General features: G+C 71.1%; 1 protein-coding gene and 1 pseudogene. Both read left to right on the top strand.

What is annotated here, in order from left to right; translation table 11 throughout:
* Nucleotides 1-248 (top strand): annotated as a pseudogene (locus VTU_RS34305) (glycerol kinase); the annotation flags it as partial.
* Nucleotides 249-308: 60 nt separating this feature from the next.
* A partial coding sequence (locus tag VTU_RS0124685; protein WP_010110513.1) for a DeoR family transcriptional regulator occupies nt 309-596 on the top strand: 288 nt, incomplete at its 3' end.

Below are 596 nucleotides of genomic sequence, written 5' to 3' on the forward strand. Positions count from 1 at the left end.
TTCTCGCGGACGCGACGGGCCGCAGCGTCGCCACGCGCCGCTTCGACGAGCTCACCGCGCTCGGCTGCGCGGCGCTCGCCGCACGCGGCGTCGGGCAGACGCTGGAGACGCCCGACGGCGACGACGACGTCGCGTCGCTGTTCGAGCCACGCACCGCGCCGGCCGACGCGCTCGCCTGGCAGCTGCGCTTTGCCGAAGCCGTTTCAAAGACAATGGGCTGGAAGCGGGAACTGTCGGCCGTCGCTTAGCTGTTGCGATGGCGGGCAGCGGTGGCCCGCGTTTCCGGGACCAGCAGAGACACCCTCCCCATGCGCCCAAACGAAAGACACGCGGCCATCCTCGAAATCGTCTACGAGCGCAAGAATGCCTCCGTCGAATACCTCGCCGAGCGGTTCCGGGCCTCGCACGAAACCATCCGGCGCGACCTGAGCCGGCTCGCCGCCGACGGGCGCCTGCGCAAGTACCACGGGGGCGCGACGCTGTCCGAGGCGCCTGCGGAAGGCGCATTCAACGCGCGCATCCACGAGTTCGCGCGCGAGAAACGCGCCGTCGCGCGCCGCGCCGCAGCGCTTTTCAGCGCCGGCGACAGCCTGTTC

The organism is Verminephrobacter aporrectodeae subsp. tuberculatae At4, from assembly GCF_000193225.1.
Classification (GTDB): domain Bacteria; phylum Pseudomonadota; class Gammaproteobacteria; order Burkholderiales; family Burkholderiaceae_C; genus Acidovorax; species Acidovorax aporrectodeae.